The following is a 24,563-nucleotide window of genomic DNA, read 5'->3' as shown; positions in this document are numbered from 1 at the left end:
GGATAGCCATATTTCCGCAGCAGGCGCTTGACTAATCTCCGCAGATTCGCTTTGACACTCTCTTTTACAGTCCAGTCAATCGTGACATTACGGCGGATTGTCTCTACTAAGTCACGAGCGATCGCTTGGAGGATTTTATCCCCTAATGCCTGCACAGAAGTATCATTTAAATCTAAGGCATCATAAAAAGCTAATTCATCCTCAGTTAATCCCAAATCCTCACCGCGTTTATAGGCTTCCCGAATTTCTCTTGCGAGTTCAATTAATTCTTGCATTACCTGGGCGGTTTCAATAGCACGGTTCTGGTAGCGTTGAATTGTCTGCTCTAGCATTTGAGCAAAGGAACGGGATTGTATCAAGTTACGGCGCGAACGGGTTTTAATCTCGTCATTAATTAATTTCCGTAGCAATTCCAAAGCCAAATGTCTCTGGGGGAGTAGGCGCACGTCTGCTAAAAATTCATCCGAAAGGATGGAAATATCAGGATTTTGCAGCCCAGCAGCTGCGAAAATATCCACCATCTGATCTGTTGCAACAGCGTTAGAAACAATCTGCCGAATCGCACTATCTAAATCTTCTGGACTGTTACCCCCGGCTGTGGTGTGTTTAACAAATGCGGCGCGAATAGCTTGGAATAAACCAACTTCATCCCGAATTGCGATCGCTTCATCACTGGAACTGCACAATGCAAAAGCTTTGGCTAATTCGTTCACAGCTTTAATAAACTGCTGCTGTCCATCTTCTAATCCCAGAATATGATCCATCGCAGCGGGGATGATGGAGACACGCACTGTTGCTGTACCTGTAAAGAACAACTGATAATCGAAACCATCTAACAGTGCTGTCACGGTTTCATACTTCGCCAACATTACAGCGATGGCTTCTTCTTGAGGAATGCCAGTTTGACCTTTATCAAGAGCAGTATATTCTCTCAAGGCTGCTTTGAGTTGGTCAGCAATGCCCAAGTAATCCACAACTAAACCACCGGGCTTGTCTTTAAATACGCGGTTAACTCTGGCTATGGCTTGCATTAAACCATGACCACGCATCGGTTTATCTATATATATACTGTGCAGACATGGGGCATCAAATCCTGTTAGCCACATATCCCGCACAATCGCCAATTTCATAGAGTCGTGTTCTTTTTTAAACCGTTTAGCTAATTCTTTGCGTCTTGACTTGGTGCGAATATGTTGTTGCCATTGGGGGCCATCGGCGGCTGAACCGGTCATAACAACTTTGAGAACGCCTTTGTTATCGTCAGGATCATGCCAATCGGGGCGGAGTTGAATAATGGCATTATATAAATCTACACAAATTTGACGACTCATACAGACAATCATTGCTTTCCCATCAATGATTTCTTGGCGACGTTCAAAGTGTTCTACAATATCTTGAGCGACTAAAGCAATGCGTTTTTCTGCACCTACCAAAGCCTTCAAAGTTGCCCATTTAGTTTTTAATTTTTCTTTAGTTGACTGTTCCTCCGATTCTGTGACATCTTCAAATTCGGGGTCAATTTTGGGGCGTTCTGATTCTGTTAATTCCAGTTTCGCCATGCGTCCTTCATAGTAAATGCGGACGGTGGCTTCATCCTCAACGGCTCTTTGAATATCATAAATATCGATATATTCACCAAATATCTTTGGTGTGTTGATATCAGTTGATTCTATAGGAGTGCCAGTAAAGCCAATAAATGAGGCATTTGGTAAAGCATCTCTTAAATGTTTAGCAAAGCCGTAAGCAATATAAGTGTCGCTTTCATTCCTGTTTTGGACAACACGCGCTTCCAGTCCATATTGGCTGCGGTGGGCTTCATCCGCGATGAAAACAATATTGCGACGGTCAGATAATTTCGGGTATTTTTGTTTTGGTTCTGGTGCGAATTTTTGAATAGTGGTAAAGACAACGCCACCAGATGGCACTTGCAAAAGTTCTGTTAAATGTTCTCGGCCTTCGGCTTGGACTGGGTTTTGTCGCAGCAAGTCAGAACAGTCAGCAAAAGTAGTAAATAATTGCTCATCTAAATCGTTGCGATCTGTGAGAACAACCAGAGTTGGGTTTGCCATTTCTGGATGCTGAATAATTTTTCCAGCGTAGAATGCCATTGTTAAACTCTTACCACTGCCTTGAGTGTGCCACACCACGCCCACTTTTTTATCGCCTGATGGTGATGTGGCTGTGACAGTCCGTTTAATGGCTTTATTCACAGCATGGAATTGGTGGTAGCCAGCCATTTTTTTAATAATGTCGCTACCGTCAACTTCAAAAACAATGAAGTGTTTTAGTAAGTCGAGGAAGCGGTGTTTTTCAAAAATACCTTTAATTAATACTTCTAATTCTGCGGTCTTTTTAGGGGCAATTTCATCACCTTCGATAGTGCGCCAAGGCATGAACCATTCCCAATCGCCGGTGAGGGTTCCCACTCTGGCTTCTGTGCCGTCTGAGACTACAAGAATCTCGTTGAAGGGAAATAAACTAGGAATATCCTGTTTATAAGTTTGGAGTTGCTTAAATGCACCTTTAATTGTAGCGTTTTCATCGCCTGGATTTTTCAGTTCAATTACACCCAAAGGTAAGCCGTTGATAAATACTACGACATCAGGACGGCGGTCTTTTTTATTTTCGATAACGGTAAATTGATTAACTACTAGCCAGTCGTTATTATCCGGGTTAGTAAAATCAATTAATTTAACTTGGTCATAAACAACCCTTTCTGGTGTCTGGTACTCAACATTTACGCCATTTGTGAGGAATTTATGGAAGCGACGGTTATTTTCAAATACATTAAGGGTTTCGCTACGGGTAATTTTGCGAATGGCTTCTTCAATAGCATCGCTGGGAATTTGGGAGTTAATTATTTCTAGGGCGGAACGCAAACGGGGAAGAAGAACTACATCAGCGTAGTCTTGGCGTTCGGCGTTAGGTTCGTCGGGGGCAATTTCCGAGGCATGGAGAGTGGAGTAGTTTAATTGTTCAAACCATTCGAGAGTAGCGGCTTCCACATCGCCTTCGGTGAGTTTTGCCATCGGTATATTTTAAATTGAATCCCGTGTATTCCTCATTATAAGTATATTTTTTATCAATGTACACCCGGAAGGGCGACCTCAAAAGCACATTAAACCAATAATGTTTTTCCACCAATTGGTTGATGATACAAAGTCAATAAGAGTTATTGTAATTTTCAAATATTCTCGATTTGAAATTTTCGCGGATTTTTCAAAATAAAAATATTATTTTCTTTAACCAAATCACCTGTACATCTTACAGGTAAGCGTTCTTGATAAGCTTTTATTGCCAAAATATAATCATGGTCGATAAATTCGGCTGTGATTTTGCGTAATTTATCAAATACTGGACAAACAATGGTAACATCTCCACTTAATTTATCTTCGTTGGGAGTTGCAAGTTGCGTGATAAAGCCTTGAATTTTTAAATTAGGATAGTCATTAACAAATTTGCTTAAAATTTCGATATTAGAAATATTTTCGGAAGTTGCTAGTGTTTCGATAACTTCACGAACTCTAGGAAGATAATCTCCTAAATCTTTTGTACTGGGTAGCAATATTTCAAATTCTCCTTTTTCTGCTGCTTGCTTGTGCCAGATTGTGGCATTATCAAGAAAGGGTCGGTCTTCTTGCCAACCGTGAGATTGCAAATACTCTCTCAGTTGTTGTGGTTCTATATTTTTGATAATTTCCGCATCTTGCACTGTAACTTTCATGGTTGTACTCCTTGACCGATACCTTGCATAATTGACTGGAGAGCAGGAACTGTAAATTGATTATTTATTGACATGGTGACAGTTACAGTCGATGTGTTTTGTGTTTCGGGCATTCCTCGCAGGGAGAACCAATAGCCGCAATACCTCATACAAAGTTCTTGTTCTGATTGTTGCACCCAGTCGCCTAAGTTGTCGGGAAGTAAAACTACAATTAAGATTCTAGGAACGGCAAAGTCAACCATTCGTAAATCATTGTAGTTTTTCAGTTTGAGAGGGTAGCGGATAGCGTTATCGTTGAGGACATCCCTTGATGTTGATTTTAGCTGTAATTCCAAGCGAGGCGCACGGATGCGTCCCATAATACCTGTGGCTGCTATTCCCCAGTCTACGCTGTCGTCGTCTACGGCTGGTTTGTAGAGAGAATAACCTGCAACACTGGTAATGGCTTGGAGATAGGCGTTGCTAAATTGTTCTTTCTGTTGGTTGATGTCCACTAATAATTGGGTTTATTTTGGATGCAATTTTGAGTTTACATTGCCTTTGCTGCTATTTTCTCAGCTTCTTTGACGCGGATTTCGCCTGATAGGAGTTTGGGTAGTAGGGTGTCGCGGATAGATGCGAGGCTGCGGGATTGTTCACAGTTAGAGCGAAAGAGTGCGTAAAAACGAGACAATTCAGATCCAAACACAACGCTAATTTGACTAGAAGGTAATAGAAACGGTATGCGAAATAGATTTCCTTGATTTAACTTAGGTTGAACTGCTCCAGTAACATAAGGGCGAATATTAGTTTGTTTCAAGAAAAGCATGAGATGTTCACTACTAATATCATTAGCTCCTTGTAATACATGAGCGTGGTTATTTACCCAAAACTTTCCCCAAACATACTGGAGGATTGGATGATCATCGTCATCAATTACTGAACCATCCTCTCCCATTAGTACATAAACACCCTCAAATAGATAATCATCTACATAATCCATGACTGATGCTGCGCCATAGTAAGGATAATTACCCTGTCTTTGTGCGCGTTCACGACTGGACAAAGGAATGCGCTTTGAATCGTAAATCTTTAAAACGTCACCTAAACTTACTTGTTTCCACCCCTTCGGAATTATCCCCAATGCCGACTCCTCAAACTCATCAGGGAACAGTTCAGCAGTTGCAGCATCCATCCCTGCGGGTTGTCGTCCTTCCATCTTGGCGCGAACTGGATCAAAGTCCACAAACCAGGATTTGAAGATTGCCCGTGCCATTGCTTCCAGCGTCTGGTTCATCTCCCGGTTCAGTTCGATTTTATCATCGAGTGTGCCGAGGATGTGGGCGATCGCTTTCTGTTCGGGGAGGGGAGGAATTACAAAAGGGAGTGCTGATAAAATTGATGTGTTTAAGTTCGGCATGGTAGCACCAACAGCATGGCGAACTATCCACCCACGAACGCTAGGATGACCTAAATAGTAAGACGCATAGAAAGGGTCAACTTCACTGTTTCCAAATCTAACCCGAAGACAACCAGTACCGCAAAGCCAACCATCTTCTTCTGCACGAATTAAAGCTCGACGTTCAACATCACCACGCCTGCTATAAACAATATCTCCTGTTTGTACTAAGTAACGGCTGAGTCTAGCAGCATCCTCTGGGGTAATACGTGCAATTCCTTCTGTGAAAACACGGTTATCACCAATGTTTTGGGGCATTATGGATGGAATACCAAAAGGTACATAATCAGAGGCGTGTAATTGACTCCCAAAGGGGCCAGTTTGGATATTTCCGCCACTTCTTATACAAGCTTCACCCAGAGTAGTCACTTCCCAAGAAGCAATTAAAGAACTAAAAAGGGACTCAACCACCATACCCCAACCCCCGCAAACTTTCCCTAATCACCTGCTCCAACCTTGCCGACTCCTCAAACTGCTGCTCTAACTTCTTCGTCAAATGCAACATCTTCTCCTCAAACGCCTCATCATCATCCTCAAGTTCCTCTGCCCCCACATATCGCCCTGGTGTGAGAACATAGCCATGTGAGACAATCTCTTCTAACTTGGCACTTTTACAAAAACCAGGGATATCCTCATAGTTACCCGCTTCCTTCCCACCCCGCCAAGCATGGTAAATTTGGGCAATGCGCTTTATGTCTTCAACCGTCAATTCCCGGTGTACTCGGTCAAGTAAAACCCCCATCTTCCGCGCATCGATAAATAATGTTTCCCCAGTGCGATCGCGGAACAAGCCATTTTTCTTATTCCGTGCCAAAAACCACAAACAAGCGGGAATTTGGGTGTTGTAAAATAATTGTCCCGGCAACGCCACCATACAATCCACTAAATCCGCATCAATAATTGATTGGCGAATATCACCCTCTCCCGACTGGTTAGAACTCATGGAACCATTCGCCAACACAAAACCAGCGATACCATTTGGCGCAAGGTGATGTATCTTGTGCATTACCCAAGCATAGTTAGCATTGCTCATGGGTGGAGTGCCATACTTCCAACGGGTGTCTTCTCGCAACCGATCTCCGCCCCAATCGCTCATATTAAAAGGGGGATTCGCTAGGATAAAATCAGCTTTCAAATCTTTGTGCAAATCGTTGTGGAAAGTATCAGCATTGCGATCGCCCATATTCCCTTCAATCCCGCGCAGTGCCAAATTCATCTTGCACAGCTTCCAAGTTGTGGGATTTGACTCTTGCCCATAAATAGAAATATCGCCAACCTTCCCGCCGTGCGCTTCCACGAATTTTTCTGACTGCACAAACATTCCACCGGAACCACAACAAGGGTCATAAATCCGCCCTTTGTAGGGTTCAATCATTTCAACTAATAGCTGCACCACACAACGCGGTGTATAAAATTGTCCACCTCTTTTACCTTCTGCACTAGCAAACTGCCCCAAAAAGTATTCGTAAACTCCACCCAAAATATCTTTTGAACGGCTTTCTGCATCTCCTAAACCAATCTTGGCAATTAGGTCAATGATTTCTCCCAGCAGTTGTTTATCCAGGGCTGGTTTGTTGTAATCTTTGGGTAATACGCCTTTAAGGGATGGATTTTCTTTCTCAATCGCATCCATCGCGTCATCTAAGAATTTACCGATCGTAGGTTGTTTAGCGTTAGCTTGCAGAAATGACCATCGTGCCTCTTTGGGAACCCAGAACACATTTTCAGCCGTGTACTCGTCGCGGTCTTCTGGATCAACGTGGGGTTGCTCTGAGTATATGTTGTAAAGTTCACTGAAGGCATCGGAAATATATTTCAGAAAAATCAGCCCCAGGACGACGTGCTTATACTCGGCTGCATCCAAATGACCCCGCAATTTATCCGCAGCAGCCCACAGGGTTTGCTCAAAACTTAATTTCGCTCCGTTGCCGTTTTTCGGCTCGGTTTTTTTCTGACCACGCGCCACTAAAATACTACTCCTTTAAATAATCAGCGATCGCTGCTAAATCGGATATTGCCCTGTTAAGCCGATTTAACATCGCTTCTGCTACTTCTGGTTCGGCGTTAACAGTTGCTAACTTTTCCCGTACATCACGTTCTAGAGCTTCTACCCACAATGACATACCAGTGCGACGGATTGCGGCTAATAACCCCATATTCGTTAAGACAGCCAATTGAAAACCAACTTGGTCTTGTCCACCATAGCCAAGGTATCCATCGCTCAGTTCCAACTTCTCTGGGGTAAATTCGATGTATTGGTCAAAAGTAATACTAGCAGGTTCAAGCCTGGGTTGTGGGAGTTCTGGTTTATTGTTTGTCATGATAAATGCAAGCTGCAAGCTGTTTATAAGTTTTTGGTTCTAAATCAGCAGTAATTTTTTACTGCAAAAATTCCACATTGGAGAAAAATACTGTAATTAATACTGCATTATCTACTGCTTTTTTGCAGTAGATTTGCTGTTTCTTTAATCAAAGCCCTGAGTAGCTTGGCTTTCGTCAGCCCTGTATATTCGGTAAGCTGTTCTAACTGCTCATAGCTTTCTTCATCTAGGTCAACCGTAATCCGGGTTGTCTTTGCTGGCTGCTGCTCCTTAATTTTGTCTAGTAAATTAGGGGTTGATTTTTGAGAAGACTTCTGGGGTTGTTTTACCTGCCGTTCTGGTTTTAGTTTTGCAGTAGGCTCTGGTTCCATCTGCTGCAAATTAATTTCCGATAGCAAATCTGTTAGAGAATTCCGAGATTTTTTATTCATTTAGCTAACCTCAGAATTTCCAAAAATAATTTATGGTAATCCTCTTGAGCTTCTTGTGACCCCTTCATTCCCCAAACAGTGGTTTTTTGGAGGAAGCAATCAGCGATCGCTTGGCGCTGATAAATTACTTGTTTAAATCCAGTGATACCCAGTTGAGTGATGACTTCTTGGGCTTCCCGAAGCAATTTAGTATTTTTAATTGCTCTGTTGACGAAAATCCCAGCCTTGGGCAACCCCTGCCTAGCATTTTGAATTTGCCGCACCATCTTTACCGCAGATGCTGCTGACATCAAATCCAGTCCGCTAGGGGTAATCGGAATTACTGCAATTTTTGCAGTAAGCAGTGTGCATCTGGTGGCATCACCTAGATTGCCAGCATTGTCCACTATCAGAAAATCTGATCGATTTTCAAGTTGAGGAATTTCTTCGGCCAGCGTGTCAGGGTCGATAATCCGGTGGACGGGAATATCTAACTCCAAGGATTCTAACCATGTTGATGTACTGCCCTGACCATCGGCATCGACAACTATTACTTTCTTCTTTTTGATAGCCACCAACCAGTAAATAAAATGCGCGGCAGTGCTAGATTTTCCCACACCGCCCTTAAGATTCGCAAAACAAATAACGGTCATTTTACTGCTAATGGTACTGCAAAATTTACTGCATCTACTCTAGCTTAAGATAAAATACAGTATAAAAATGCAGTAAAAATTTGCAGTTTTTTTTGATTCGGAAACAGGGATTACCTTGAGATAACTGATACTAAGAACCCACCTTACAGTTTCATATCTAGTGATATTCCCAAGCTTGGGAAAATTCGCACTGCCAAGAACAGGCAATTAATTTAGCTGGACATTTTGCTGAAACATCAAAGTTAAGCCAATTGGCTCCCCTACTATGCGATTGTGGGAACAACATATCTGCCCACTAGGAATGTTATGTACATTGCCAGTTATATGTTCACTAGTTGAAATATTACAAATAATGAATAGCCATTCACTTCTAATTGTTTGCCAGAGTGAAACTCTCTACTTACCTGAGCAAAAATTTCATCCAACGAATGTACTAGAAAACGATACTGTTTCGACTCCGGCTTTTAAATTGGGGGATATAGTTGATGCCTAGTTCAGGTTGATTTCGGCGAACAGCCGACACACCGTATTATTCAAGGAATTTTCAGTCTCAAAGGTAATTGGCTTTATGGGGTAGAGTGGCGCTCCCCAATTTTAGCTGAAGTTGGGTTTGCCCAAAGCAGAACAATATGGCTTGCTGATGTTGATTTAATCAATGTGGGTGTATAACTTGCAGTCCCTGAGAGATGGATTAAAGCAAATATATTCTGATTAGGGAAATCCAAAAAAGAAATTATCCAATTTTTGGAATCAAAACGACTTTTCTTCCCCCTGCTGCCTACCCTAAAAGGGATGGGATATTTTTTATTTGAAAGTTCCTTATTCCTGAAATTTGTCTACACCCTTTAAGCACTTTTCTTACACAGATAAACATTAGAAGCTAATCTAGTTGGCAGATCCGATGGGGGAGAAATACATTGCAAACCAGCTTGATATATCAAATTTGTCATATGTGTATCTTCAACAGGATATAGACGCCAGCAAAACAAATACTCTTGCTGTGTCTGCAATTTGGAAATAATTTTTAAATCTTCTTGATACGCACCATTATTCCATTTGCGTTGAGCTTGTAATACCCACTCATCATCGGGTTGTACTGGTTGCTCTACCCAATCATATTCGGGTTTGTCTTCCAGTTTTGAATTAGCTATGTAGACAACGCCATTATCAGCTAGTAACCCATAAATACTTTTCAAACAAGTAAGTCGCTGTTCGTCAGTACTAAGGTGCAAAAATTGACTACCAGTAAAGAAAATCAAGCGAAAATTCTTATGCTCTATTGGCGGTTGAGTCATCTCACCAACTATAGTTTGAACGCGTTCCTTTAATCCTCGTTCAGACTTTTCAAGTTTTTGCAGAAGAATACTCAACATTTGAGGAGAATTATCTAGACCTACGGTTGAATAGCCCATCTCTGCGAGAGGAAGGAGTTTAAGCCCAGTTCCACAACCTATCTCTAAAATTGGATCTCCAAAATTTTTCGCACAAAACTCCACAGCTTGCGAATCTATACTCGCTCTACCTAACCGCTCAATAATGAAGTCATAAAACTGAGCAAACAATAAATTTTTATATGAATTTTCAAAGCTTTGCATGTTCATACTACAGTTTCTTGGTTCTGCTTGTCAGAAATATTATCTACTTTCTTGAGCAACCTGCGGAATGTCGGTTCTAAATCTTCGAGCTTTCCGGCTAATTCAATGCGGCGATCGCAGTAAAGAAGATGGGGCAGATGGATTTGATATGTTAAATCAAACTCTTCACTATTGAGCCGATTGCATGCGTGTTGTATCCACTCCTCGCCGTTAAATACCCGACCTTCCACATATTCAATTAGAGGATAAACGTCAGCCACAAGGAAGGCGTTGTAATAGCATTGCCCAATGTGAATGTGGGGAATTATATCTCTGAAGGTTAAGGGAAGTTCAGAGGTCTTTTTCATCGTTATGCTATATCTCCCCGTATAGATAACCTTGCCCTTAATTCCTTGTGCGTAACTTTCGGAATCACTGCTCATTTAACCCGATCATGAGCAAAGACTGCCAGACCAATCTTGATGTCCTCGATTTGGTTGACACTTGTATTGCCGACCTACCCAGACAACTTCCCATTTATTTTTGTTGCGTCTCAATTCGATGCGATTTCGTATCCCACTGACTGAATCATCAGCCAAACCTACTGTGGTATGTACGATTGTAGATGTGTTTTGTGTAGGATAGGCAATTGAAATCTCCTCAGACTTTCTTCCTTCTTGTTCTTCTAAATTGCTAAATAATTGTACAGCCACAGCTTTTGGGATAGTAACTCTAATACGGTTAGAAGAGATAAATTCTTGCACCTTAATTACCTGAAAACCAGAACGTGGGTTACTTTGGGCAAATACAGCACCATGTAATTGCGTGCAGATAATAGCAGCTGATATTAGTGAAAGCTTAAGCATGGCAGGGGAGCATAGTGATGCATATAATAATTTTTATAGTAATTCGAGTATGAAGAAAAAGGTTGTGATGATTGCTGGAAATAATCCAACCCCAAGCAACCCTAACCAACTTTATTCCAATGCTACTCACACGCGCTCCTGCCGTTTTTTACTCCCCTAGAGTTGACGTTAATTCAGCCAGATTCTTCAAACAGAGAATCATCCCAATAATCTCCTCCGGGCAGCAAAGCGCAAATCCCTAATCTGGCTAACTTTTGAATGTAAGGGTGTGAGGATGTAGGGGCGTAGGAAAAGAATTAAAATCATAGCTACATACGAGAAAAACAACGCTCTTTCCTCACACCCCTAAACTCCTACACCCAGTCATAACAATAGTTTCACGTTTTATTCGTGGCATTCAACCTTGGTTCTTCATCTTCCTCTTTAGTTCCCGCCATTGCTCGGTTGTAATCAAATCCTCATCAGCAACCGGCTTGGGACGGGGATTTGATGCAGGTGCTTGCTTGAGTACTTTTACATCCCTATCAGAACACTGACAATAAACCTGGATGAAATCTTTCTGAATCCACTGCAAACTACCTTCGTGGTAAGCCACAACATTTAAGCCACCGATCGCAGATAGGGCAATATGACCACGATTACTCAAGTAAACTAAAGATTCAGAGTCATTGCGGGATGCGGCTTGGAGAATCATCTGCCATTCTTGGAGGGCTTTGGATTCACGAGTACCCAAGATTAATTCCACGATTTCTTTGGGCGATGGTAGTTGTCGGCGTACAGGGAACTCAACCATTGACCTTTGTGCGGCCTGGATGAACTCTTCAGTTGTCAGGTTTTCACTCAAATGCTCATAGTAGATTTTGGCAACAGGTGCGGTTACTTTATAGCCAAAATGCACCGCAATTTCTTCAAAGCGTTCAAGAAAAAGGCTTTGTTCGATCATGATCATCCTTCTGTTTTAAATAGATTCTGTAAAACCAGCCGATTATTAAGTGCTAAATCCTGCTTGTTCCCATTTCTCCCCCCACTACTAACCTTCGCCGCAAGCATGGTTTCCAACACACTCGGATCGTCTTGCACCTGCTGGAATGTCTCTATCCAACTCAGGAATACACCCCACTCTTCAGGACTGCGTTCTCTCTTGATGACGGTAGCCCGGACATAACTAATATCAGGGTGTCGATTGAACGCATACCACTGCAAAAACTGTAAAAACTCCGGCTTAATGTCATTCGGGCTTGCATCCAGAACCCGCCCAGAGTCCCGGTAAACACTCGCCAAGTCCCCCAACCTATATTCTGCCAGTTTCAGTAGTTCTGAGCGCGGCAGAGTGTTCCCTGAGCGCACTTTGTCTTCATACTCCTGCACCCAATCTGGCGTTTTTTCAATTTTCTTATTTTCGCCGCCGCCGCCCGGAATATAACTCTCCATGAAAATACAATCCTGGCCTTGAGAATTCAAATTTTGATAGCCTAGCGCTAGCAAGTCTTGTGTACGACACGCTACGCGAACGAGCGTCTCCTTGGGTTCTTGCTGAGTATCTTGTAATACTTCTACCTCTACTTTTTTTACCAATCCCTGGTCAACCTCTTTATTTTTTTCTTCTTGGGAAAAATTTAAAGGTTGGGTTTCAATGTGTGTGTTTTCCGCGCCGGAATGAGTACTCACATGAGAAATATCTGAAGTAGTCTTTGCAGTACTCTTTGAGGGGGCTGGAGCGCCTGCTGTGAATGGGCTTGAGGGGGGTGCGGATCTCCCATTGGGGGATGCAAGTATCTCCGGTTCAGGGATGCTTGTTTCTCCGTATGGGCTATCCTTGTATCTCTGGTTGGGAGATGCCTGTTTCTCCTGTTGGGAGAAACTGAATTTACCAAGGGTTCCAGCCAGCTTAGATAGGTTTTGGCGCAAAGAGTCGATCATGTTCAAAGGGGAAATTTCTAGCTCTCGGCACTTCTTAAAAAACTCATTTGTTACAATGTGGCAACTCCGTACAGTCTCTCTAAACTTCTCCACTTGGCGTTGGATTTCTTCATTTTGAAGACCCCGGCTTAAAAGCACACCATACATTCCGATTAGGGTTTGGAACTGCTTTTTGATTCGGGATGCAATCATCCAAGTCTCCCAAATGGCGTTTAAGGCTTTCTCTACTAGCCGATACTCCAACCTGGCTGGGATGCCTCTAAGACGCTCCTCGATGTAACCACGCTCGACCAGCAAGGTTCTAGCGGTTTGTTGTTGCTTTTCTGTTAGGAGAGTCTCGAAAAACCATTCTTCTTGTGTTTTATAAATCCAGCCATCTCTGTTATGTTGCTTGCCCGTCCAATAGGTAAGCTGACATATAAAGATCGCCGCCTCATGGGAACCTACTATTGGTACTAAATCAGGATAGAAAGCTATGGGAGAGCCGATTTCTTGGAGTATTTCTATTATTTTCATTTTTTCTCCTATTGACTGTGATGCTTGCCAGAGGAGGATGCCGAGCGCTATATTTAGTTTCTAAAAAACCCGCGTTCCTGGAGACAGAAGGTAAATTTTTCAACAGTAGCTCTATCTCTATGCCGGGAACCAAGGGTAAGATAAAGCTAATTAAGTTTTTTGTTCAAAATAGTAATACTATTTTGATTTTTTGGGCGGGTAGTTGTTGAACCTCTATGGGGCTTTACATCCTCCGTCTTTTTTTTGCGTAAAAGAGATTAAGCTTTTATCTGCCTCGTGATAGCTTGCTCAACTGCTGGGTCATCCAGGCAACGTGACAAATATTCAATTAAGTCACTTTTGGAGAGTTGCAGTTGTCTTGCTTTGTCTCGAAGCAGATCGTGGCCAGAGGGCGTTATCAATGAGGAAAGCTGCATTTTTGCTTCTCCCCAATGCAATCGCCTCCTCCTAATTGAACTAGGGGTTTCTTCTAACGGATATGTTTTTTGTTGTTCCATAGTTTTTTTGTACTACCTAAAGATAATAATTCAATTTTGGGTAGTTTGCCGATGTAAAAATCAAAAACATCGCAGCATCATTTCCGGTAAAAGTATTAATTTAACCTCAACCAATTGATTAAATTCAACTTATCGATATCTCAATAAGTTGATTATTCGTTGCTATTAAAGGAAACAACGGTTGTCAAAATTTACGATTTTGTGCATCCGATCTGTCTCACAAAATTGATATATTTGCCCTCGTCCCCGTGAAAAAAAGATAACAATTTGTAAAGTTTAGATCGTTAGTTGGTAGCTGACGTGTTTCAATTACAACCTTATCGGAGTAAGTACTTCAAGATGCGGTCAAAGTTTTGCTGACTGATTTTTAGTGTTTGCTGATGCCCTCTTGCAATGTCAACCAGTTGTGTGACCGTCCTCTCTCTAGCTCTGCTCTCTTTACTGCCCTAGCCATCGCACTTGATTAGAGAGAGTAGCAGTAACCATTTTTTTACTTATGAGAATATTGCTTATGAGAACCACAGTTCCAATAACTAACAGTGACTACAGCAAAGCTTGATGCGATCAATTTGACTTGCACCAGAGTTCACAACGCCGATTTGTGTTTTCGGAGTGAAATGAGCATCCATTCCGAAACTTACGCTAAAGAGTTGATGACCTGTCTTCAACATCCTTCCTACGTGTTCTTAAACATTTCTGAGTGAGAAATAAGCCTAAACCCTTACGAAATAAGGGGAATACGCGAAATGCTCAAAAATAGCTAGAACCCGAACATATCAATAAACTAAGAAAAAGTATATAAAAGTATTTCTGAACATACATTTAAAAAATTTTTATTGATGTTTTTTGTTTAACTCCCATCAATATCTTCCTAGCTTGTAATCTCTTCCACTGCTAATTACACGGCTTCTATACGCAGAATCAATGCTTGCTGTATAAGGTTTTCTCCTTTCAAGCCAAGGGTAGACTTCCCCCAACTTACTAGAACACATAGCAAGTCGCACGATTTACTTAGTCTATACTTTTAGCAACGTATTGGCAATATGTTGCCAAAAGTATATGATTAGCTTGATTACTTTAATATTCAAAAAAAACCTCAATGAATGACACAGAAGATGCAATCGTCGTGTTCACTGCCCGTAGCCCGGAACGCATCATCAAAGAGGGCGGTTCGCAGTCGTGGATTCTGAACCCTGCCCGCGCGAAGCTATGCACTTGGCTGGTTTGCACCCAGAATCGGCGCAACCCAGACCATGAGTTTTCGGGTGCAACAGAACCGCATGGCTCTGGCTTCTTGTTGGGGAAGATTTCAGCAGTATCTAAGTCACAGGAAGAGGGCGACGATAATCGCAACCGATGGTTGATCGCCATTAGCGAGTTTGTGCTAATCAACGTTCACGAGGTGTGGGGTGGTTGGCGCAACCCTGTGCGCTACACATCCCTAGAGAAATTGGGTATTAGTATCGATGGAATGGAGTTTCAGCCAATTCCACAACAAAGTAAAGCACCTTTGCACTCGGAGCAGTCTGCTATTAGTAAGCCTACGACAATGCTGACAATCGCCGAAGCAAAGAAAGCTCTCGCCACAACGTTCGGGGTCAGTCCCGAAGCTGTAGAAATCACGATCCGTGGGTGATGAGAGGTAACTGTAGCAAACCTGGATGCAAGCCATTTCGCCAGCATTGAAGTTCGTCAAATATTCCCGTTACGGGAAAGTTTACTCACTCCTCTAACTGCAACTGTGGCCCATTCTGACCCATCACAACGCCTTGAGTTTTTTCAACCCATCGTTTAATGCGATCGCGCAGCGCCGGAGCATTTACCCAGGTAGTTTGTTTAATTTTCAATACTCTTAATAGTTCCTCTTGGGCACTTATTTCCGGTTCAGGTTCAGTGCCAGCAATAGCGATAAACTCTTGCAATGGCTGAATAATCCCCGCATTCGCAGCTGCATCAAAACTCATGCTCTGGGTGCAAGATGGAGTTACAGAATTACTTGGTAATGCGACCTGCACTCCTTTATCGACTAGCTCCTGGATATTAACCATCACCTGTTTTACATTTTCAAGATTAGCTTCTGGCATACTTACGAAGCAACTGGGCAGAATTGCTTTGATACCACTAGCTACCTGCTGATTGCAGTTCTGCGCGACCTGCTGCATATATTCCAAAAATTCAGGGAATATCGCTACAGTTGTGCGATCGCAATCTTTGTAAAACTCAGAGTAAGCATTTGACACAGCAGCACTCTCCCATTTACCACCTTGGGGTTTATACTTCTTATCTGCCCACCAATTCAAGAACACTGGGTAAGGGCGCTTGGGGGCAATTTCCCAAACTTGCTGCGTTTGGTCTTTAACATGGGGTGGTGAATCAGATTTCTTTTTAAAACCCACTCCTGGCACGGAGTCATATTTAGGCTCAGTAACTAAATTTTCAAAGTCCGGCGCGGCGGAACATTCGCCCTCAGAGGTATCTATGTGGTCATTGAGTGGCTTTTGTTCAAGATTTTCAACGTAGTGCGTGTCTATGGGTGATTCATCGCTCCAGGGGTCAAAATCAAGCCACTGGTCAATCTCTTGGTTTTCTTGGTTTATATCCTCAACTCTCTTTTTCTCAAATTTTTCTTTTTGAGTAGAAATAGAGTCTTCTTTATATATAGTAGGTAATTGCGATCGGAACTCCGCCTTATTCTGATTAGAATCACCCGTCGTTTCATTTGGAATTTCGGCACTGGATAAGGGTTTCCAGGTTTCATCAAATGGATTATATCCCGTTAGCTCGATTAGGCGTTCTAAGTTGAGCGTTATCCATGATTGCGTTTGATCGGGATGCCAAGTACCTGGGATTTTGCTTATAAGGTAGCTTCTCAGACTTGCGTAGTTACCCTTTTCGATTATTTTTAGTGTCTCCAAATCCCGAATCATTTTGCCAAATTGCGACACACTAAGCGATGTGAACTGTGTTTTTGTCCAATTTTCATACGAGTTATAAATCCACTTACGCCCATCTCTGGTGGTCTGACCGCAGCTGGTCTGCATCCAAAACGCTAACTGATTTATGAAGATTGTCGCTTCTCCGGGATGGCGAATTTTTAGCTCCCTCATTGCTTGTGCTAATGGAGGTGTAAAAATTAACTTCCAATTTTTTGCTTGCTGGTTGGTTGTTTGATGATGGTCGGATTGTGAATTTTTTTCTGGTATATCATTTGGGGGTGACAATGATATGTTTTCAGATGTTAGACTAGCAGTTGAATGATTTTTGTGCATTTTACCCTTGTAGATGTACTCCCGGTGGCTGGTAACGACAGCACGACCGGGTTTAATTTTGTTTTGTAACTTCAAAACTAAAACTGTTAGAATTCCAAGATTTTTAATTGAAAAATAGCCTTGCAGATATATTTCACAGCCTGTAATGCAAGCACAGCAAAGGTCGCAGGTGTCGCAGAACAGTTAACATTCGCAAAAATTGCTATAGGTGACACCGAAAATGAAGCGCCCAAGCGCGATCGCAGGGCTGGAAGTATTGATTTTTCGTTGTCGTTGTCGCTATTTTGCAACTTAGGATTCATAAAAAATTTGCATATATAGTTCATAGCTGATAGTTCATTCAAAATTTACCCCCAAGTCAATACCAAGAGCGGCTTCGATTTTTCGGATTACTTCCTCGCTTACGCTTGCATAAATCTGCTCATTCTCCAGTTGATACCAGTAAGTCCTGGAGACTCCTGATTCACGGCATATTTGGAGCAATGACCGACCATCGCCCTCTCGCGCTTTTCTGATGCGGTCGCCCAATCCTGGGAACTCCCGAACCATTTCAACTACTCGCTTCACTTGCACGAAAATTAATAGATCCATATATTTCCTCAACATCATCATATTTTATTTGTCTACGAACAGTTGCCCTATGTCTACGGATAGTGTACAGTAATTTTGGGTTGAATTGCAAATCACGTTTTCGTTGCTTATGAAGGAATCAAGTCAACCAGATTATTACAGAAATGCTTTTGAGACGATTTCAGGGACTTTGAACAATAGAAGATGGAAGCAAGTTAGGAGCGAGTTAGAACGCTCCGGATTAGTACTTAATCTTAAATCTGTGCAAAGCTATGCAGTGCTGAAAACCCAATATCCGCGAACTGTTTTAACAAAAAAAGCAATCAAGATAGTTGAGGAATTTCAAGATAATCATGACTCGACAGATGAATTTAGCGGAGAAGAATTATTGGTCATCCTCAGAAGGATAAAGCCAAAAGTAGGTGATCGGATGCTAGCCAATTTCTTCTACAAAGCTGAATTGCATTTTGGCAGACAAAACGCATACACATTAGCTGAAGCTTCCAAAGTTGTCTTTTTCGCTGCAATCACAAGGAATAAATAGCCATGAGTAAAGACCTGAAGAATAAAGTAGACTCTATCCGCCGTACTCTAAAAAATAATAGTTTGGAAGTTTCAGCAACAGTTATCGAGTCTAAAATTTTAGAGCTATACCCAAATCATCAGACTGAGTGGAATAGTGATGTTCGCGCAGAAGTAATTAAGTCTGTCACCAATAACTATAAGTTAAGTCAAACAGTAAGTGCGATCACTCCGATAGTAAATGAACCTCCCGTCCAAGAACTAACCAAGCTTCAAGAGTCTGAAACCTTTACAGAGGAAGAACTAGAGGATAAGGAAATAGAGGACGATGACGAGGACGAAGTAAACGTGATTGCACCTCTAGAACTCACCGAAGTTAGTCATTCCCTAGCTGTAACCAATGCTGACAAACAAGCATTAGTATCTACTCAATCCCTAGCACTGGGTTTTGAACTGAGTGAACAAGAGTGTTTGCTAGTTGCCGATAATCTCGATGATGTTTTCAATGATTATGCAAGTTTTTTAACCAGCGTAACGACTGCCATTAAAGGCTATGTAGATCATCGATTTAATGAGGCGGAGAGCACCTTAGATACCAATGCTGATGTTGTGCGTTCGCACATAGCAGATAGGGCGGCTAGGTTAAATCAGAAAGTAGAAAACTTCTCAACTAATGTCAAAGCGGATATAGGAGGTATCCGCCAAAATATCAAAAGTTCAAAAGCCAATATCTTATCAAGATTCGCATTACCCAGTAAGACAGGGTAAATGTTACACAATCAGCTTTAACCCTAAGAGAGTAGGAATAATCATCTTAACCATTGCAAGCCTACTATTTACCCTGCAAGCCTACGATGACTGGAGATTTTCACAAGGCAGGGTTAGGCAGATGGAACATAGAGATTTTGCTGATCCTAATCGATATTTGGAAATACCCAAGGAATTACCAAAATGGTGAAAGATAATTCTCAACTGAAACTGAAAAATCATGTCACACCCAAAGCAAGGAGAATTAGCCAAGTTCTCAAGACTAAATTTGGTGTAAGTCTGGATGATTTTACAAACGCAATGATGGGCGACGTTAGCAGCGCTCAGAAGATTGGGGAATTAGCGCGACAAGGTAGGCTTTCAGCAGAGTTCGCCCCTAAGCTTGCTGAAGCTTATCACCAAATAATTAATGGTACGACTGCTCAGAATAAAGCCATCTCCGAGGTACTGATAAATGCTGGGAAGAGTGCGATCGAGATTGACAAGGCAGTGATGAACGCCACGCTTGCAAATGCTCAATATGGTCACAAACGAAGTGAGCTTGCAGCTGAATTCGTAAATGCTCGGAACACTGAAAATCAGCGTCATAACTACCAAATGAACTACACCCAGATTAAAGGGTATATAGATGCTTATCTTGTTGGGGTTGACAATCAAGCTAATTTAATTGACCAAACAAACAGGCCAGGAATTAAGCAACTATCGGCTGATGAGGCGTACAAAACTAAGGTAGTTAACGAAGCTTTAAACCGTGGTGATGATGCCCGATTTGATTTGATAACTCAGAAAAACTATCAACCTAACACAGTGCGCGGGGTGTTAGCTGAGAAGTTCACAGCCATTAAATCAGCGTTAGGATTCTAAATCAAAAACAAATATTTGAGTAACAGTAAACTGCTCAGATATTCCTCACAATCAAGTTTAGTATTCTCATGTTACCACCCAATAATGATGAACTAGATAACCTATTGGATCACGATAACAGTGTGGGGGTTAACCAAGATACAGCGCGGTATTTACAGCATATTGAATCCAAACTGTATGCTGATATTGAGACTAGGAAACGTATAGATAGTGGCTTGCTATTTTTATCCTGCCAAGTTGGATCAGCGTCATTAGCTTGGCTGTTATTCTCGTTGCAAATATCAATCAGTATTATCCTTGCAATGTCTATGATACTGGCACTACTGCCAGGGCTGATTGATTGCGGTGAGAGTTTTCACTTCGAGTTATCTAGCGAACGTTGGTCATTGAGTCATGCTAAACCATTGGTAGCACTGGGTAAACTCGCAATCGGTGGAGTAATTGGGTGGAACTCTACACAGAAGATAGTTCAAGAAGTTAAGTCAACCGAGATTCAGATCCAACAGACTTACTCAGAAATTAAATCAGCGCAAAATACGAATAATTTCACAATCCAAGAAGGGATATTAATGCCAGTGATATTTGTCTTGGGATTAATCGCAATCTGGGTCATAACAATTCCTTTAAGAAGAAAAACAAATGTATAGAGAGAGGAATTTTTTAACAATTTTAGGTGGAGTTATCCTTGGGGTATTTGCCATAAATAACTTATTTACGGACATTCTAAACACTGCTCAAAACCTTAAGCAGCTTGGTTATTGGGGGAAACGGGCTGGTTTAGATGTTCAAATACTCTCATTCATCCAATACGTGCTACTCCTGCTTAATGCTTACTTCCCAGTGATTATTTTTTTAGGATTCCTACTTATAATTCTATGCAAGAGATAGAAGCTTTTAACGAGCGATTCAAAACAGAGCGTAAGATTGCCACAGTTGGCATTGGTATTTTATTGATTGGGGGACTGAGTTTAACGTTGCCACTCTGGAATGATGCCACTAAGTACAGCGAAACATTGTTCTGTTTCTCAACAAATAACCAACCTTGCAAAGGTGAGCAAATTAAGCGTGGTATTTCTTGGATGATAGAGCAGGAAAGGAGAAACTTTAGCTTCGATGAGAACGTAAAAACATTACGCACATTACCTGCTGAATCCCCTAACGCACCTCTATATGGTTTAGCTGGTACAATCGCCCTCTTAACTGCTTATGGTGCCTCTAAAACACTTACAGATAGCCAAGAATCAGCTATTCATAGTCAGTTTTCATTGCTGAAAATTAAGGCACTTGAGAACGATTTGATAGTTGAGAACCATTTGGATTTAACTAAATTTTCAAAGGAGCAACAGAACTCAGTCACCAAAAACGCGATCGCACGTAACGCGGGAGAGACGATAGACGCTATGAAATCACCCAATGAATTAGCCTTAGATGAAATTAACGGAAGGTTGCAGGGTGAAGTTGCACTTAAAAGTCATGAGTTAAATTTATCCGAGTTGGATAAACAAATTGTAGATAATCGGCTGACCATTGCGAAAGCGACAAAAGAGTTAAATAAGGTTCAAAACAGCAAGCAGGATTCTAAAACTACTCAAACACCTACAGATGAGGCATTAAAAACTAGCTTGGTCGATGCGCTCAAATCTCACGAAGATGGTTGGTTATGGACTGTTCTTAAAGCATCCAAGCCATTATGGATTATTGGAGAGCAAGGCACGGGCAAGACTAATACTTCCGTAGCCATTGGTTTAATTCGCAAATACTGTTTAGGCATCCCAGTTTTTAGAATTGCTGACCGACACTTAAACGGGGCTAATAGCAAAGTTTGGGCATTGCTAGAACCCCAATTAAAGGCGGACAACGACTCAGCAATCATTGAAGCTCTTCAAGATACCTACGAGCGAAGATTAGAGAGGATTGGGCAAGATTTAGACGATAAACAATCTGAACAATTTTTACTTGATGAATTTACCCATTTAAAAGACATAGACGAAGATACTATTAAGCGCTTTATCAAATCAACCTTTTCGGATACTAGGAAGGCTAAGGAGAGATTTGTCGGGGTTACTCATCTTGGCACTAATGAAGCTTTTGGAGAGGGCACAGCCGCAATGAGAAAAGCTGGTTCTATTTTAATCGAGAAATTTACTGCCGATGGTGAAAAGCCATTGTCTAGGATAGTCATCAAGCATGGTTTAGTAGATGCGAAAGGAAACAAACTAGAAGATGTTGAGCATACCCTACCAGCTTGGTTTGAGGCTTTCAAAATTCACCAGCATTTCAAAGATAGACCATTAAATTTTGAGGATTAACCGATTCTCGATTGCATGGCTGTTTATTGATAATAAAATCTCCTCTAACCACAGCCGGAACCACTGAATATAACAATTGGGAACGTTCCCTATTTCGCAACAAAATTCCAAGCATTAATTCTGGAGCTACAATGTCGAAAATTCCCCACCAAATAGAAGTTTTAGACGACTCTATCATTATCCAAAACTTAGAAATTCGCCTTTTAGATGCAGTTTACTTTCTTCAACAAATCCCCGAAAATGAACAGAAGGCTGCTTGCATTAGCGCTTTTGAAATTGGTTTCTTCTGCCTCCAGCGTGTTCATCATTTTGATGATGTTGAGTTCGTCAAACGAGAGTTTGATTATTTACTTGCGGAATTACAAAAAGCAGTTGCAGTAATTCCTCAAGCCTTGGAGAAAAATCTAGCTAGTAAGATTGGCATCGAAAATGGGCAGATTTTGGCCCCTATGCAGTCCCAGATCAACTTGACTAGAGCAGTCATAACGGAACAATTGGAGTCAGTAAAAAATCTATTTCAGCAGGAAATTGATATTTCACAAGATACATCAAGCCTTGGCGCAGTGATGAATAAAATTCAGAATCTATTAGATCCTGCTCGTATAGATTCGATACAAGGTGTCTTTATAGAGTCTTTGAAAAATGTAACGACAGAAAGCGGTGTTCTAGCTAAATCAGTGAAGTCCGTTGTTGAGGAGGCGATGAAACCACTGGCGGACGAGGTTGAAAAATTATCTCAACAAATTAGGGAACAAGAGTTGGTGGAGTCTGTACTTCAACAAAGTATTGCCAAAGGCAATACTTTTGAAGAATTAGTCTTAGCCGAATTACAGAAATGGGCAAAAACTTGTGGAGCCGAAATCTCTTATGTCGGTGATGAAAATCGCCCTGGCGACATCCTCATAAAACTTACTTCCAACTCAGTTGTCGGCATAGATATTACCATAATTCTGGAAGCAAGGAATCGTGAATCGCAACGCTGGGGTCGTACCAAAATTTCTAGACATTTAGAATCTGCGATGGCTAGATACGAAGCTAATTGTGCCATATTTCTGAGCCACAGTAATCGGGGTTTGGGAAAAGATATTGGCGATTTTGGGCAGGGAGAATGTCAATATGGATTTTGGGTTGCAACTCATCTCGATCTCATGAATATAGCTATTCAGTTCTTGATACTCCGGCAACAACTAAATAGTCAGAAAACCTTCAGTTCACCCATTGACAGTGCGGCGATAGAAGCTCAAGTGGAACGAATCCAATTGTCGCTGAACAATGTCACTAAAATCAACACTAACCTAACTAATATGGAGAAAAATACTGACGGGATTCGGGATTCGGCTAAGGCGTTGAGGAACGAAATTCGGAGTTCTTTAGAGGCAATCACTCAGGCTATCAGTAAAAGCAACCCACAGGGATAAATGTTTAGCAAGCTTAGAAGTTAAGTGGTGTTTTATTCTGGGTAGTCAGCATTCCCGTTTTCGGGAAAAGTGTTGGGTTAAAAACGATGCTGTTCTTGGTGATAGCGATGTCTAATTTTTATGGCTGTTGATGAACAATTCTAAAACTGATGATTAGCCAATAAACCTTACATAGAGCCAAAATTCACGCATCTCTTCTCTGAAATTTCTTATGCTCTGGTGTGGGGAATTGTTGTTTATGGAGATTGGACTACGTGAGGAAAAGAATAAGGGGCATTTAATGCCCCTTAAACACTTAAGGCTGATTTTGTTTGTTCTCTGGCAACTTCGGTGCTTGGTGTTCAGATACAGACGGATTATTTATCTTTGGCACATCACTTGAAACAATCTTCGATGCAAATAGAATTGATACAATGCCAATTGCTATAGCAATCTGTATGTAGAAATCAAAACTGGCAGCACGATCAACCCCACCTTGGAGAATACGCCGACACTTTTTAAATAGTCCTTGCTCCTCTTGGAGTTGCTTTGGATGTTCCAAAACGTCTTTGGTTATTAAAGCTTCCAAAACGTCTTTTCTTACATACTGTTGAACCTCAATGAGATAATTTTTCATGCCTTTGTTCAATGTTTCAGCCAATAAGGAATAAACGATGGCATCACCATTCTTAAATCGGTAATGTCGGATATCTCCAACGCTGAGACCATTTAAATAACGGTCATCAACATTGAGTAATCTTTCAAAACGCTCATACTCAGCTTTGAACTCAGAGTTTTGGTTGAACTTAAGGTTAAAAAGTGTCTGAATATTCGTATCGACTTGAATGGCAATTTCTTTGATGAAGGTCATGGTAGTAGAATGGGGTAGGATTATTTGTTGCTGCTTGGTTTTTCAGGCAGCTTTTCATTGATGCAACTTCCGCC

The 24,563-nt window shown here is 41.5% G+C and carries 28 protein-coding genes; 10 read left to right on the top strand and 18 right to left on the bottom strand.

Going from position 1 to position 24,563, the window contains the following annotated elements; all coding sequences use genetic code 11:
• From RRG12_RS29015 to RRG12_RS28980, 8 genes are all read right to left on the bottom strand, one after another.
• Positions 1–3,029: type I restriction endonuclease subunit R (locus tag RRG12_RS29015; protein ID WP_420761577.1), on the bottom strand; the 3,029-nt coding region annotated here is incomplete at its 3' end.
• 155 nt (positions 3,030–3,184) lie between these two features.
• Complete coding sequence (locus tag RRG12_RS29010; protein WP_420761576.1) at positions 3,185–3,724, bottom strand: hypothetical protein; 540 nt, start codon at positions 3,722–3,724, stop codon at positions 3,185–3,187.
• Positions 3,721–4,218, bottom strand: a complete 498-nt coding sequence (locus tag RRG12_RS29005; protein ID WP_420761575.1) for a DUF4365 domain-containing protein — start codon at positions 4,216–4,218, stop codon at positions 3,721–3,723. The genes RRG12_RS29010 and RRG12_RS29005 overlap by 4 nt, the downstream gene beginning before the upstream one ends.
• A gap of 35 nt (positions 4,219–4,253) precedes the next feature.
• The gene (locus tag RRG12_RS29000; protein WP_420761574.1) at positions 4,254–5,576 is read right to left on the bottom strand and encodes a restriction endonuclease subunit S; all 1,323 of its coding nucleotides are present in this window, start codon (positions 5,574–5,576) and stop codon (positions 4,254–4,256) included.
• Complete coding sequence (locus RRG12_RS28995) at positions 5,566–7,128, bottom strand: type I restriction-modification system subunit M (RefSeq protein WP_420761573.1); 1,563 nt, start codon at positions 7,126–7,128, stop codon at positions 5,566–5,568. Before RRG12_RS28995 ends, RRG12_RS29000 begins: the two co-directional genes overlap by 11 nt.
• A gap of 7 nt (positions 7,129–7,135) precedes the next feature.
• Positions 7,136–7,483 (bottom strand): hypothetical protein, encoded by a 348-nt coding sequence (locus RRG12_RS28990; RefSeq protein ID WP_420761572.1) that lies wholly within the window; start codon positions 7,481–7,483, stop codon positions 7,136–7,138.
• Positions 7,484–7,590: 107 nt separating this feature from the next.
• Positions 7,591–7,914 (bottom strand): ribbon-helix-helix protein, CopG family, encoded by a 324-nt coding sequence (locus tag RRG12_RS28985; protein WP_420761571.1) that lies wholly within the window; start codon positions 7,912–7,914, stop codon positions 7,591–7,593.
• Positions 7,911–8,546 (bottom strand): AAA family ATPase, encoded by a 636-nt coding sequence (locus RRG12_RS28980; RefSeq protein WP_420761570.1) that lies wholly within the window; start codon positions 8,544–8,546, stop codon positions 7,911–7,913. Before RRG12_RS28980 ends, RRG12_RS28985 begins: the two co-directional genes overlap by 4 nt.
• A 265-nt stretch (positions 8,547–8,811) precedes the next feature.
• Here RRG12_RS28980 and RRG12_RS28975 point away from each other — a divergent pair, with 265 nt between their 5' ends.
• Both RRG12_RS28975 and RRG12_RS28970 read left to right on the top strand, forming a co-directional pair.
• Entirely contained in the window at positions 8,812–9,039 is a 228-nt protein-coding gene (locus RRG12_RS28975) for a DUF1392 family protein (protein WP_420761569.1), read from the top strand.
• 35 nt (positions 9,040–9,074) lie between these two features.
• On the top strand, positions 9,075–9,215 hold the full coding sequence (locus RRG12_RS28970; protein WP_420761579.1) for a DUF1392 family protein: 141 nt from the start codon (positions 9,075–9,077) through the stop codon (positions 9,213–9,215).
• 176 nt (positions 9,216–9,391) lie between these two features.
• Here the strand turns inward: RRG12_RS28970 and RRG12_RS28965 are convergent, their stop codons facing one another.
• The 6 genes from RRG12_RS28965 to RRG12_RS28940 all read right to left on the bottom strand — a co-directional run bounded on the left by RRG12_RS28965 (position 9,392) and on the right by RRG12_RS28940 (position 13,919).
• On the bottom strand, positions 9,392–10,147 hold the full coding sequence (locus RRG12_RS28965; RefSeq protein ID WP_420761568.1) for a class I SAM-dependent methyltransferase: 756 nt from the start codon (positions 10,145–10,147) through the stop codon (positions 9,392–9,394).
• Positions 10,144–10,488 carry a hypothetical protein gene (locus tag RRG12_RS28960; protein WP_420761567.1) on the bottom strand — a complete coding sequence of 115 codons (345 nt, stop codon included), beginning with the start codon at positions 10,486–10,488 and terminating at the stop codon, positions 10,144–10,146. Before RRG12_RS28960 ends, RRG12_RS28965 begins: the two co-directional genes overlap by 4 nt.
• A gap of 84 nt (positions 10,489–10,572) precedes the next feature.
• On the bottom strand, positions 10,573–10,986 hold the full coding sequence (locus tag RRG12_RS28955; protein ID WP_420761566.1) for a hypothetical protein: 414 nt from the start codon (positions 10,984–10,986) through the stop codon (positions 10,573–10,575).
• A gap of 397 nt (positions 10,987–11,383) precedes the next feature.
• On the bottom strand, positions 11,384–11,929 hold the full coding sequence (locus RRG12_RS28950) for a hypothetical protein (protein WP_420761565.1): 546 nt from the start codon (positions 11,927–11,929) through the stop codon (positions 11,384–11,386).
• Positions 11,930–11,931: 2 nt separating this feature from the next.
• A complete protein-coding gene (locus tag RRG12_RS28945; RefSeq protein WP_420761564.1) occupies positions 11,932–13,422 on the bottom strand; it encodes a hypothetical protein in 1,491 nt (496 codons plus the stop codon).
• A 257-nt stretch (positions 13,423–13,679) separates the two neighbouring features.
• Positions 13,680–13,919, bottom strand: coding sequence for a hypothetical protein (locus RRG12_RS28940; RefSeq protein ID WP_420761563.1), 240 nt, complete (start codon positions 13,917–13,919; stop codon positions 13,680–13,682).
• 539 nt (positions 13,920–14,458) lie between these two features.
• On the opposite strand from RRG12_RS28940, the gene RRG12_RS28935 reads away from it, so the two are divergent.
• Both RRG12_RS28935 and RRG12_RS28930 read left to right on the top strand, forming a co-directional pair.
• Positions 14,459–14,623 carry a hypothetical protein gene (locus RRG12_RS28935; RefSeq protein WP_420761562.1) on the top strand — a complete coding sequence of 55 codons (165 nt, stop codon included), beginning with the start codon at positions 14,459–14,461 and terminating at the stop codon, positions 14,621–14,623.
• Positions 14,624–15,045: 422 nt separating this feature from the next.
• A complete protein-coding gene (locus tag RRG12_RS28930) occupies positions 15,046–15,555 on the top strand; it encodes a hypothetical protein (protein ID WP_420761561.1) in 510 nt (169 codons plus the stop codon).
• Positions 15,556–15,640: 85 nt separating this feature from the next.
• Here the strand turns inward: RRG12_RS28930 and RRG12_RS28925 are convergent, their stop codons facing one another.
• From RRG12_RS28925 to RRG12_RS28915, 3 genes are read right to left on the bottom strand one after another with little or no spacing between them, the layout of a single operon-like run.
• Complete coding sequence (locus RRG12_RS28925; RefSeq protein ID WP_420761560.1) at positions 15,641–17,263, bottom strand: hypothetical protein; 1,623 nt, start codon at positions 17,261–17,263, stop codon at positions 15,641–15,643.
• Between the two features lie 11 nt (positions 17,264–17,274).
• Positions 17,275–17,490, bottom strand: coding sequence for a hypothetical protein (locus RRG12_RS28920; protein ID WP_420761559.1), 216 nt, complete (start codon positions 17,488–17,490; stop codon positions 17,275–17,277).
• Between the two features lie 34 nt (positions 17,491–17,524).
• Positions 17,525–17,779, bottom strand: coding sequence for a helix-turn-helix domain-containing protein (locus RRG12_RS28915; RefSeq protein ID WP_292788834.1), 255 nt, complete (start codon positions 17,777–17,779; stop codon positions 17,525–17,527).
• 109 nt (positions 17,780–17,888) lie between these two features.
• Between RRG12_RS28915 and RRG12_RS28910 the strand changes: the two genes are divergently transcribed.
• The 6 genes from RRG12_RS28910 (at position 17,889) to RRG12_RS28885 (ending at position 23,639) form a co-directional block, all read left to right on the top strand.
• The gene (locus tag RRG12_RS28910; RefSeq protein ID WP_420761558.1) at positions 17,889–18,302 is read left to right on the top strand and encodes a hypothetical protein; all 414 of its coding nucleotides are present in this window, start codon (positions 17,889–17,891) and stop codon (positions 18,300–18,302) included.
• A gap of 2 nt (positions 18,303–18,304) precedes the next feature.
• Positions 18,305–19,048 carry a hypothetical protein gene (locus tag RRG12_RS28905; protein ID WP_420761557.1) on the top strand — a complete coding sequence of 248 codons (744 nt, stop codon included), beginning with the start codon at positions 18,305–18,307 and terminating at the stop codon, positions 19,046–19,048.
• Positions 19,049–19,231: 183 nt separating this feature from the next.
• Entirely contained in the window at positions 19,232–19,912 is a 681-nt protein-coding gene (locus tag RRG12_RS28900) for a hypothetical protein (RefSeq protein ID WP_420761556.1), read from the top strand.
• Between the two features lie 68 nt (positions 19,913–19,980).
• Positions 19,981–20,559 (top strand): hypothetical protein, encoded by a 579-nt coding sequence (locus tag RRG12_RS28895; RefSeq protein WP_420761555.1) that lies wholly within the window; start codon positions 19,981–19,983, stop codon positions 20,557–20,559.
• A 228-nt stretch (positions 20,560–20,787) separates the two neighbouring features.
• A complete protein-coding gene (locus tag RRG12_RS28890; protein WP_420761554.1) occupies positions 20,788–22,221 on the top strand; it encodes an ATP-binding protein in 1,434 nt (477 codons plus the stop codon).
• Positions 22,222–22,352: 131 nt separating this feature from the next.
• On the top strand, positions 22,353–23,639 hold the full coding sequence (locus tag RRG12_RS28885) for a hypothetical protein (RefSeq protein ID WP_420761553.1): 1,287 nt from the start codon (positions 22,353–22,355) through the stop codon (positions 23,637–23,639).
• Positions 23,640–23,934: 295 nt separating this feature from the next.
• Here RRG12_RS28885 and RRG12_RS28880 read toward each other — a convergent pair whose 3' ends face one another.
• The gene (locus RRG12_RS28880; protein WP_420761552.1) at positions 23,935–24,489 is read right to left on the bottom strand and encodes a hypothetical protein; all 555 of its coding nucleotides are present in this window, start codon (positions 24,487–24,489) and stop codon (positions 23,935–23,937) included.
• Positions 24,490–24,563 lie beyond the last annotated feature (74 nt).

Source organism: Nostoc sp. CALU 546 (genome assembly GCF_048836525.1).
Note: the sequence above shows the minus strand (reverse complement) of the source record. Positions and strands in the feature narration are given on the sequence as shown.

Coding starts and splice junctions, on each gene's coding strand:
- RRG12_RS29010 (WP_420761576.1), bottom strand. CDS start 3,724: ATGAAAGTTACAGTGCAAGATGCGGAAATTATCAAAAATATAGAACCA.
- RRG12_RS29000 (WP_420761574.1), bottom strand. CDS start 5,576: ATGGTGGTTGAGTCCCTTTTTAGTTCTTTAATTGCTTCTTGGGAAGTG.
- RRG12_RS28990 (WP_420761572.1), bottom strand. CDS start 7,483: ATGACAAACAATAAACCAGAACTCCCACAACCCAGGCTTGAACCTGCT.
- RRG12_RS28985 (WP_420761571.1), bottom strand. CDS start 7,914: ATGAATAAAAAATCTCGGAATTCTCTAACAGATTTGCTATCGGAAATT.
- RRG12_RS28980 (WP_420761570.1), bottom strand. CDS start 8,546: ATGACCGTTATTTGTTTTGCGAATCTTAAGGGCGGTGTGGGAAAATCT.
- RRG12_RS28975 (WP_420761569.1), top strand. CDS start 8,812: ATGCGATTGTGGGAACAACATATCTGCCCACTAGGAATGTTATGTACA.
- RRG12_RS28965 (WP_420761568.1), bottom strand. CDS start 10,147: ATGAACATGCAAAGCTTTGAAAATTCATATAAAAATTTATTGTTTGCT.
- RRG12_RS28960 (WP_420761567.1), bottom strand. CDS start 10,488: ATGAAAAAGACCTCTGAACTTCCCTTAACCTTCAGAGATATAATTCCC.
- RRG12_RS28955 (WP_420761566.1), bottom strand. CDS start 10,986: ATGCTTAAGCTTTCACTAATATCAGCTGCTATTATCTGCACGCAATTA.
- RRG12_RS28950 (WP_420761565.1), bottom strand. CDS start 11,929: ATGATCGAACAAAGCCTTTTTCTTGAACGCTTTGAAGAAATTGCGGTG.
- RRG12_RS28945 (WP_420761564.1), bottom strand. CDS start 13,422: ATGAAAATAATAGAAATACTCCAAGAAATCGGCTCTCCCATAGCTTTC.
- RRG12_RS28940 (WP_420761563.1), bottom strand. CDS start 13,919: ATGGAACAACAAAAAACATATCCGTTAGAAGAAACCCCTAGTTCAATT.
- RRG12_RS28920 (WP_420761559.1), bottom strand. CDS start 17,490: ATGAATCCTAAGTTGCAAAATAGCGACAACGACAACGAAAAATCAATA.
- RRG12_RS28915 (WP_292788834.1), bottom strand. CDS start 17,779: ATGGATCTATTAATTTTCGTGCAAGTGAAGCGAGTAGTTGAAATGGTT.
- RRG12_RS28910 (WP_420761558.1), top strand. CDS start 17,889: ATGAAGGAATCAAGTCAACCAGATTATTACAGAAATGCTTTTGAGACG.
- RRG12_RS28905 (WP_420761557.1), top strand. CDS start 18,305: ATGAGTAAAGACCTGAAGAATAAAGTAGACTCTATCCGCCGTACTCTA.
- RRG12_RS28900 (WP_420761556.1), top strand. CDS start 19,232: ATGGTGAAAGATAATTCTCAACTGAAACTGAAAAATCATGTCACACCC.
- RRG12_RS28895 (WP_420761555.1), top strand. CDS start 19,981: ATGTTACCACCCAATAATGATGAACTAGATAACCTATTGGATCACGAT.
- RRG12_RS28890 (WP_420761554.1), top strand. CDS start 20,788: ATGCAAGAGATAGAAGCTTTTAACGAGCGATTCAAAACAGAGCGTAAG.
- RRG12_RS28885 (WP_420761553.1), top strand. CDS start 22,353: ATGTCGAAAATTCCCCACCAAATAGAAGTTTTAGACGACTCTATCATT.
- RRG12_RS28880 (WP_420761552.1), bottom strand. CDS start 24,489: ATGACCTTCATCAAAGAAATTGCCATTCAAGTCGATACGAATATTCAG.